The sequence below is a fragment of the Psychrobacter sp. UBA2514 genome (assembly GCF_002341255.1).
GTDB lineage: Bacteria > Pseudomonadota > Gammaproteobacteria > Pseudomonadales > Moraxellaceae > Psychrobacter > Psychrobacter pacificensis.
This window is the reverse complement of sequence record NZ_DDNS01000035.1, coordinates 617-9,906: the sequence shown is the minus strand read 5'-3', so window position 1 is coordinate 9,906 and position 9,290 is coordinate 617. Positions and strand designations below refer to the sequence as shown.

The following is a 9,290-nucleotide window of genomic DNA, read 5'->3' as shown; positions in this document are numbered from 1 at the left end:
TTAATAGTGGTTCGACTATATTTAAACGATAACCAAGCTAGATTTGCTGCTGCGGTGTGTCAATAGTTGCATAAATAGCTGTTGAGCCATCTTTGTTAAGCTGCATCACTTTATAGGGCATAAATTTATCTTGGTATTCCATACCTGGGCTACCGACTGGCATGCTCGGTACAGCAAGTCCGATCGCATCACTTGGCGGGTTTTTTAGGAACTGCGCCATATACTTAGCAGGAACATGACCTTCAAAAACGTAGCCATCGGTAGTTACTGTAGTATGGCATGAGCGCATTTGCTGGGGTACGCTATAACGGTCTTTAAATAACGATACATCTTCAACATTTTGAGCAGTTGCATTTAAGCCATAGCCTTCAGCATGACTAACCCACTCTTTGCAACAACCACAATTGGCATCTTTATAAACAGTGGCTGAAACATTGTGCAAAACCGCTGATTGAGTGTTTGAATGAACGTTAGCGGGTGCTGTTTTGCTTTCTAGCTTCACCTCTGATGTACTTTGCGTAGCACTGGCTGATTCATTTGCAGGCTTTGATTCAGCTGCAATATTAGGCTGACTGCAAGCAGCTATCGTTAATGATAATGGTAAAACAGCCATTTTTGTAAGTATATGACTTGATATAAGACTATTTGTATTTATATATCTATTGATATAGCCTCTCATAAAATCACTCCTAAGCGCCTATCTAGCGATCAATCTATAAGCATTGAAGCCGTAATATTGACCAAGTTATACCGATAAATTTTAAAACTTAAATCATAAAAACAGCACTATGCAGCACTGTATACTCACGAATACTCAATGCTGCATATCAGACTCATTACCTGACATGCCCATATCACTATCAAACGACATATTTAGCGTTTCATCATCTAGCCGAGTCGTTAACATCGTGTACTGGTTTTTGTTCAAATCCGGTAGCGATCTGATAAAAGCCATCATTGCCCACATCCTATCATCATCATGAGAAGCACCCCATGCGGGCATACCTGATGCCATAATGCCGTGTTTTATTGCCCAAAAACCTTTTTTGGCACCGTCTTCACTTTGGTATCGTTTAACGACATCTGCGTCAGTAAAATTTGGTGGTTGTGGATACAGTCCTTTACTCAGGTCTGTACCCGCGACTCCCGGCGACAAGTGACAACCAGCACACATCTCTTTGTAATCTGCGCCACCTGAACTGATCATTTCTGCCTTTTGTAAGTCTGGCACCAAAATATCTTTACTGGCATGTTCAATTGAACGACTACGTGCTGTCTCTAAAAAGTTATAGACTAAGGGGCTATGGGCTTGATCAGCACCGATATTTATCACGCCGCTAGTTATTACAATAAAAATACCTATCATGATGATACAGACGGTAAAAAGTATTCCTAGTAAAAACTTCATAGGTCTGTCCTAAAAATCCATTTTTATTCATATCCGCTTATTGCTCGACCACCTTGTCCAACAACATCAACACGCTATAAACATCTTTAAGAATCATTTTTGCTAGGGATACAATGTTTTTGGTACATCTGCTTCATTTTGCTCATATTGGTCATCATAGCTTTCATGGCCGGATCGTTCATATCCATTTTGCTATGATCCATTTCCTTCATCATTTGCATGTGCTTTGCTATTTTTTCGCAATTCATTTGGTCTTTTTCGGCATGCATTTTTGGATCGTGTGCCAGTGCAGAGGTTGAAACGACCAAGGCTACAGCAGCTGCTACGATTGATTGAGACAGTGGCATTGATTTAAAAAGTGACATAACTCATCCTTGATTGGCTATGAAGTCAGTAGGACTTCAGAATATTAAGTTGCCTTAGAGCATACTGTAGCGATTCTGACAGAGACATGACGACAACATTACAATTCTGTCATCTTGGAAATTTAGATATCTAAAAAGCATTATGCTTTACTATGTTAAATAAGCTGGACAGGAGTAAGAGAAGCTACTATGAAAATATTGCTAATAGAAGATGAGCTAAAACTTGGCGAATATATAAAAAAAGGCTTAACCGAAGCTGGGTTTATTGTGGATCATCAGCTCACAGGCTTAGATGGCTATCACGCATTGATGACAGAAGAGTTTAGCGTGATATTGATGGATGTCATGCTACCAGACGTTAGCGGCTTTGAGCTGGTACGTAACTACCGAGCGGCAGGTAAGCATACACCCATACTGTTCTTAACCGCAAAAGATAACTTGAGCGATAAGGTAAAAGGAATTGAAATTGGCGGCGATGATTATCTGACCAAACCTTTTGCTTTTGCAGAGCTAATAGTGAGAATAAAAAGTCTATTAAGACGTGCCAATCAAATCGACTACCAAAGTACAACTATGCAAATAGCGGATCTCAAGATGGACATTGCCAAGCGCACAGTGCATAGAGGAGTGAAGCCTATTAAGCTCACGGCAAAAGAGTTCTCGTTATTACAGTTTTTATTAGAGCGCCGTGGTGAAGTGCTTCCACGCTCAGTCATCGCCTCGCAAGTATGGGATATGAACTTTGAAAATGATACGAACGTGATTGATGTGGCGATAAGACGTCTGCGCATAAAAATAGACGATGACCATGAGGCAAAGCTGATTCATACGGTGCGTGGGATGGGCTACCGGCTAGAGGCTATCGATACAGCGCTTGATAGCAATCAATCTGACGACACTGGCACTATTTAATATGAAACATCGATTAGATAATCGACGCTTGCCTCTACTGTGGCGCACCGTTTTTCTACTCACTGTATTCGTGATTATCTCTCAAGTGATTATTTATGCATGGGTGCAGCGTTCTGTTAGTGGGCACTTTGAACAAATGGACTCTGAGATTCTCACGCATGCAGCTTTTAACCTGCGCAGAAGCATCAATAATGTTGATGCTCAGACAAAGTCAGCAGCAGCTTCAAAATCTCAGTCATTAACTAGCACCAATCATCTACATTCTTCTCAGCGTGATTATGACTTAAAGACTGTCATCGCAAATAAAAACGGTGCGCTATTATCTAGCGATCCAACCAGCTTTGCCAACGACCTACCTTCAGATTTCAGCTTGCCACAATTGTGGCAAGTCTATCGTGATCAACAATTCACGGTTGAGATAAAAAATAGAAATTACCGAGCCATCATCATCGAACACCAAGCGTTGTTGGCACTTATTGCCCTCCCCATCGATGTCCATCACCACTATCTCATGCACTTTAATCGTCAGCTTAGTATGATTTTATTCGCGATCACCTTACTACTGGTGTCAGTAACTGCATTCAGTGTGTACTGGGGGTTTGCACCTTTAGCCACTATCGTACAAAAAATGAAAAGAATTAACCCTGAAAGACTGGATGAAAGAATAACCGTCAGTGATATGCCTTTAGAGCTACGATCACTAGCACAATCTTATAATTCGATGATGGTCAAACTTGAGAGTAACTTTGAATCTTTGTCTCGGTTTTCAGATAATATTGCCCATGAACTCCGTACCCCAATAGCGACGCTTAGTACGCAAACGCAAGTCATGTTGAATAAGCCAAGAGATGGCAATGAATACATTGAGCAGCTACATCATCAACATGACACGTTAGAGCAGCTATCGGCTATGATTAATAATATGTTGCTGCTGGCAAAAACTCAAAAAGGCTTAAGTGAGTCGCAAATTGGTAATGTAAATACTGAGCGCTTAATGACTAAGCTCGTTGACTACTATGAAATGCTGGCCGAGGATCGTGAGATCACTTTTGAAAAATCGGGTGAATTTGTGACAGTAGTAGGTGATGAAGGTTTGCTTCAGCGATTATTTGCTAATCTGCTGTCAAATGCCATCTATTACGCTGCGAGTGCCAGTACTATCACAGTATCAGCTACCATCATTACCTCAGGCATCGGCCTTGATGGTTCAAAAGAAGAGGCTCTAGCCGCAAAACAACGATTGTTAAAAATCGTCCTAACTAATCGCTTAGACAAACCACTAGAGCAGAGTGAAGCTGAAAAGCTGTTTGAACGATTCTATCGTCATGATAAGACAAGCAGTCAACATTCAGGGACAGGGCTAGGATTGTCTATTGTTCGGGCTATCGCTCATGCCCATAAAGGCAAAGTAAATATTGCTATCAAAGATGAGTATTATTTTGAGGTCACTGTAGAGTTATTGCTGGCCTAGTATTGACTATCTTCTATGAAGCTTGGATTTTATGAACTTTAAAGATGGATGAATTAATAGAATGTTAAGATAGTAATAACAGTACCCTAGTGAGGACTTGAATATTGAACCGCCCCGGGATTGTCGGAGACTCAACGCTCCAAGAAAATACGACAATGAAAACATGAAACTATACCCCTGAAATGAAAGAGCGCGCCGTCTGTATACTAATTGAAACTAAAGACGACTACCCATCCACTTGGTCAGCCATCAAAGCCATAGCGCCAAAGATAGGTTGCACGCCTGAGACCCTACGATGAGGCAAGTGGACACAGCAAGCTTTTGCGGTTTGTCTCGTTTAATACGGCGTTTAGGCTTTATTCTAAGGTTTAATTCAAGCTCACGGTAGATACGATAAACACGTTTATGGTTATAAGGCAGTCCGAGTACATTTCTTAGATATAAGAAGCACAGCTTAACGTCAACAATTTATTCAATCAAAAATATCTTGCTGGCGAAAATTTTTTTGGATTAACGTATGGCGAGCCTTTAAATGTAGTCGGTAGAGTGACGTATCGCTTTTAGTCTAAATATTAGAGTGTGTTGAGTTTGAAAGTTAACATCTAACAAATTGACATTCAGGGTCGGCTTATAATACCATTGATAATTACTTTCATTCATCTCAACGATGGTCCTATAATAATTTTTTGGAGCAATCCCATGCAGTGGACTAAACCCGCTTTTCAAGACATCCGTATCGGTTTCGAAATCACTATGTATTTTGAAGCACGCTAAAAACTCATAGACCTGAATACATTAAAAGCCCTAGATGATTAGGGCTTTTACTTTTTTTGACATTTGGAAATATTGCGCTATGTATATTCACGTTTTAGGCTCAGCGGCTGGTGGCGGTTTTCCGCAGTGGAATTGTAACTGCGAAAACTGCCACGGTGTACGTCAAGGCACCATCGAAGCAAAGACCCGTACCCAATCCTCAATCGCCATCTCAGAAAATGGCGTTGACTGGATTTTATTCAACGCCTCCCCCGATATTCGCCAGCAATTATTTGACTTTAAGGCGGCTCAGCCAGCTCGTCATCTAAGAGACACAGGCATCACCGATGTGGTATTGATGGACAGTCAGCTTGACCACACCACGGGGCTATTGACCTTACGTGAAGGCTGCCCCATCTCTATTTGGTGTACGGACATGGTGCATGAAGATCTCAGCACAGGCTTTCCGCTGTTCAACATGCTAAAGCACTGGAATGGCGGCCTACAGTACAATCAAATCGACCCAAAACAGCGCTTTCAAATTGACGGCTATAGCAATTTAGAACTGACGCCTTTGGTCATTAGAAGCTCAGCGCCGCCGTACTCACCGCATCGTAACGACCCTCACGATGGCGATAATATCGCGCTGATTGTCAAAGATTTAAGAACACAAAAGCAGCTGTTCTACGCCCCAGGGCTAGGCAAAATCGACGATGAAGTGATACAAATCATGAAAGCGTCTGATTGCGTGATGATTGACGGGACGCTATGGACAGACAACGAGATGCAAGAGCGCGGCGTCGGCACCAAAACAGGCCAAGACATGGGGCATTTGCACATCAGTGGTGACGATGGATCACTGCATTATCTCGATCAGCTCGACAATGCACGCAAAGTGCTCATCCATATCAACAACACCAACCCGATATTAAACGAGCGATCTGAACAAGCAGCGACATTAAAACAGCACGGTGTTGAAGTGGCCTTTGATGGTATGCAGATAGAACTATAAGACAAACGGTAAGGCAATAAAATGAAAACAACAGAAGAAACCGCACTCAGTCCAGAAGCGTTTGAACAAGCAATTATGGACAAAGGTCAGTATTATCATATCCACCATCCTTTTCATATCATGATGCACGAAGGGCGCGCCACGCAGCAGCAAATCCAAGCGTGGGTTGCCAATCGGTTTTATTACCAAATCAATATCCCGCTAAAAGACGCGGCGATTATGGCGAACTGTCCCGATCAACGCGTGCGCCAAGAGTGGATTCAGCGGATGATTGACCAAGACGGCGTGTATCCTGATGGCGGCGGGCGCGAAGCGTGGCTTGGTCTGGCAGAAGCGGTTGGCCTGACGCGTGAGCAGGTCATTTCTGAAGAATTGGTCTTGCCAGGGGTGCGCTTTGCGGTAGATGCTTATGTCAATTTTGCCCGCCGTGCCACATGGCGTGAGGCGGCAAGTAGCTCATTGACCGAACTGTTTGCCCCGCAGATTCACCAGTCGCGCTTAGAGTCTTGGCCCAAGCATTACCCTTGGATCAAAGAAGAAGGCTATACCTATTTTCGCTCGCGCCTCAGCCAAGCGCGCCGCGATGTTGAGCATGGTCTGACCATCACGCTTGACTCATTCAGAACGGCAGAGCAGCAAGAACGCATGCTTGAGATATTACAATTTAAACTCGATATTTTGTGGACGATCTTGGATGCCTTGAGCCTCGCCTATGTGCATGACCAAGCGCCTTATCAAAGCGTCACCACAGATAATGTCTGGCATAAAGGATTGTTTAAATGAGTATCCCTACTAGTTTACCTGAGCTGGATCAATCGCTGGTTCCCACATGGCGTCATGGCTACCGCTTCCAGTTTGAGCCAGCGCAAGACGCGTATGTCCTGCTCTACCCTGAGGGGATGATTACACTCAATGACAGTGCCAGTATCATTGGACAACATATCGATGGCACCGCATCGGTTGCTGATATTATTCAAAAGGTGCAAGCCATGTTTGGCGACGTGCCTGAAATCGAGCAAGACATCATTGAATATATGCTGGTCGCCCAGCGTGAACATTGGATTGACTTAGTATGACTGCGCCCGTCGGAATGCCGCTATGGTTACTTGCTGAGTTGACCTATCGCTGCCCCTTACAATGCCCGTATTGCTCCAACCCCATTGACTATGCTCAGTATAAAGACGAGCTGACGACACAGGAGTGGTTTGATGTGTTTGATCAGGCGCGGCACATGGGCGCGGTGCAGCTGGGCTTTTCTGGTGGTGAACCACTGGTGCGTCAAGACCTAGAAGAACTGGTCGCTTATGCGCATCAAAAAGGCTTTTATACCAATCTCATCACCTCAGGTATGGGACTGACTGAAGCGCGCATTGCCAGTTTAAAAGACGCAGGACTGCAGCATATTCAAATCAGCTTTCAAGCCAGTGACCCTGTAGTAAATAATCTCTTGGCAGGTTCAAAGCATGCCTTTGAACAAAAATATGAGATGTCACGTCTGGTCAAGCAGTACGACTATCCGATGGTACTTAACTTTGTGATCCATCGGCAAAATATCGATCAGATTGACCAGATTATTGATCTGTGTTTAGAGCTGGAAGCGGATACAGTTGAGCTGGCTATTTGTCAGTTTTATGGTTGGGCGTTTGAAAACATCGAAGGCCTACTACCGACCAAAGAACAAGTGGTCAGAGCCGAACGCATTACTAACGAATATCGCCAAAAAATCGAAGCACGTGGTATCAAATGCAAACTCATTTTTGTGGTGCCTGATTACTACGAAGAACGGCCAAAACCTTGTATGGATGGCTGGGGTAAGATTTTCTTGACCGTGGCACCTGATGGCGCCGCGCTTCCCTGTCATGCTGCCAGACAACTGCCCATATCCTTTCCCAATGTCAGGCAGACGCCATTAAAAGACATCTGGTATGACTCAGACAGTTTCAATCACTTTCGCGGTGATGACTGGATGCCTGACATGTGCCAAAGCTGCCCTGATAAAGAGCGCGATTATGGCGGCTGCCGTTGCCAAGCGTTTATGCTGACGGGCGATGCCAAAAACGCCGATCCTGTGTGCGGCAAATCGCCTTATCACTACCTGATCGAGGAAGCACGTATTAATAGCGAGACGCCAACTCCGTTTGAAGATCTGCGCTTTAGGAACCCTAAAAATTCTAAACGATTAAGTATGAGTCAAGAGCAACTGATTCCCACGCGTATGGTCACGGATTAATGATGAATAACCAGCCTATAATTTTTGATGGTCATAATGATCTGTTAACCCGTCTATGGCTAAGCTCTGCTGACGATCCGGTGCATGATTTTATTTATGGCACACTACCGGGACATTTAGATTTAAAGCGTTGCCGACGAGCAAGATGGATGGGCGGCTTGTTTTCTATTTTCTTACCGCCCTACGCTTATGTGAAAAACAACCATCCTGATAAGTTATCCAACCCATCAAACTCAGACTTCACTTCGCAAGAAATCATTGATATTTGCTGCGCGCAACTAGAACTTGCCCAGCAATTGCAGGCGCGATCAAACGGTCAGATTCAGATCTGTACGTCTATGGCACAAATTCAAGCCTGTCAGCAGAATCAGCAACTGGCCATCGTTTTGCATCTTGAAGGCGCTGAGTTTTTGGCTATTGAGCCTGACTTGCTGGATGTGTTTTATGAATCAGGACTCAGAAGTATTGGCCCACTGTGGAATAGAAAAAGCCTATTTGGTGATGGTTTAAATGCGTCTTTTCCGCATTCGCCAGACACAGGCTCTGGTCTAACCCGTGAAGGTAAAGAACTTATTTTGGCGTGTCGTGACAAGCATATGCTGATTGATGTGTCGCATATGAACGAGCGCGCGTTTTGGGATACGTTAGAGATTGCCGATCAGCCGATTGTCGCAACGCATTCCAATGCGCACGCCTTATGCGCGCAAGCAAGAAACCTGACTGATCGACAACTGGCTGCCATTAAACAAAATGGTGGTCTGGTTGGGGTGAACTTCGACGTGGCATTTCTACGTGCGGATGGGCAGCGAGATACGCAGACCTCACTTGATGTGATTGTCGATCATCTTGCTTATCTGATAGACCATCTAGGCGAAGATCACGTTGGATTTGGCTCTGATTTCGATGGTTGTCTATTACCTGATGAATTGTCTGATATCAGTCAAATCTCTAAGCTGATTGAGCGGATGCAACAACGTCACTTCTCTGATGCGCTTATTGAAAAGATCACGTCAAAGAATTGGTTTAGGGTGTTGGATGAGATATGGGAGTGATGGTTTATATCTTTGGATACCACGAAATAAAATATCTATATCGATGCGTATTGCTCTAAGAGTTGGATATAGTCGAACCACTATTAA

General features: G+C 43.8%; 11 protein-coding genes and 1 pseudogene. 8 read left to right on the top strand and 4 right to left on the bottom strand.

The features are described 5' to 3' along the window. Positions 1 to 37: 37 nt before the first annotated feature. The 3 genes from B3V51_RS09475 to B3V51_RS09465 all read right to left on the bottom strand — a co-directional run bounded on the left by B3V51_RS09475 (position 38) and on the right by B3V51_RS09465 (position 1,773). Entirely contained in the window at positions 38 to 679 is a 642-nt protein-coding gene (locus B3V51_RS09475) for a DUF411 domain-containing protein (protein WP_071001533.1), read from the bottom strand. Between the two features lie 135 nt (positions 680 to 814). Then, entirely contained in the window at positions 815 to 1,408 is a 594-nt protein-coding gene (locus B3V51_RS09470) for a c-type cytochrome (RefSeq protein WP_071001532.1), read from the bottom strand. Positions 1,409 to 1,494: 86 nt separating this feature from the next. Beyond that, positions 1,495 to 1,773, bottom strand: a complete 279-nt coding sequence (locus B3V51_RS09465; RefSeq protein WP_071001531.1) for a hypothetical protein — start codon at positions 1,771 to 1,773, stop codon at positions 1,495 to 1,497. Between the two features lie 189 nt (positions 1,774 to 1,962). On the opposite strand from B3V51_RS09465, the gene B3V51_RS09460 reads away from it, so the two are divergent. Further along, positions 1,963 to 2,685, top strand: coding sequence for a heavy metal response regulator transcription factor (locus B3V51_RS09460; RefSeq protein WP_286708313.1), 723 nt, complete (start codon positions 1,963 to 1,965; stop codon positions 2,683 to 2,685). Between the two features lies 1 nt (position 2,686). Further along, positions 2,687 to 4,156: an ATP-binding protein gene (locus B3V51_RS09455; protein ID WP_286708312.1), complete on the top strand. Its 1,470-nt coding sequence runs from the start codon at positions 2,687 to 2,689 to the stop codon at positions 4,154 to 4,156. Positions 4,157 to 4,465: 309 nt separating this feature from the next. Here B3V51_RS09455 and B3V51_RS09450 read toward each other — a convergent pair. Next, a pseudogene (locus B3V51_RS09450) lies at positions 4,466 to 4,609 on the bottom strand (IS3 family transposase); the annotation flags it as partial. A 246-nt stretch (positions 4,610 to 4,855) separates the two neighbouring features. On the opposite strand from B3V51_RS09450, the gene pqqA reads away from it, so the two are divergent. From pqqA to B3V51_RS09420, 6 genes are all read left to right on the top strand, one after another. After that, on the top strand, positions 4,856 to 4,930 hold the full coding sequence (gene pqqA / locus B3V51_RS09445) for a pyrroloquinoline quinone precursor peptide PqqA (protein WP_075107140.1): 75 nt from the start codon (positions 4,856 to 4,858) through the stop codon (positions 4,928 to 4,930). Positions 4,931 to 5,009: 79 nt separating this feature from the next. Further along, positions 5,010 to 5,921 carry a pyrroloquinoline quinone biosynthesis protein PqqB gene (gene pqqB / locus B3V51_RS09440; protein ID WP_286708311.1) on the top strand — a complete coding sequence of 304 codons (912 nt, stop codon included), beginning with the start codon at positions 5,010 to 5,012 and terminating at the stop codon, positions 5,919 to 5,921. Positions 5,922 to 5,942: 21 nt separating this feature from the next. Further along, positions 5,943 to 6,704: a pyrroloquinoline-quinone synthase PqqC gene (pqqC, locus tag B3V51_RS09435; protein ID WP_286708310.1), complete on the top strand. Its 762-nt coding sequence runs from the start codon at positions 5,943 to 5,945 to the stop codon at positions 6,702 to 6,704. Next, a complete protein-coding gene (gene pqqD, locus B3V51_RS09430) occupies positions 6,701 to 6,997 on the top strand; it encodes a pyrroloquinoline quinone biosynthesis peptide chaperone PqqD (protein WP_105243904.1) in 297 nt (98 codons plus the stop codon). The genes pqqC and pqqD overlap by 4 nt, the downstream gene beginning before the upstream one ends. Next, positions 6,994 to 8,151, top strand: a complete 1,158-nt coding sequence (gene pqqE / locus B3V51_RS09425; RefSeq protein ID WP_286708309.1) for a pyrroloquinoline quinone biosynthesis protein PqqE — start codon at positions 6,994 to 6,996, stop codon at positions 8,149 to 8,151. The genes pqqD and pqqE overlap by 4 nt, the downstream gene beginning before the upstream one ends. A 2-nt stretch (positions 8,152 to 8,153) precedes the next feature. Further along, positions 8,154 to 9,203 (top strand): dipeptidase, encoded by a 1,050-nt coding sequence (locus B3V51_RS09420; RefSeq protein WP_186474528.1) that lies wholly within the window; start codon positions 8,154 to 8,156, stop codon positions 9,201 to 9,203. The last annotated feature ends 87 nt before the right edge of the window (positions 9,204 to 9,290 follow it).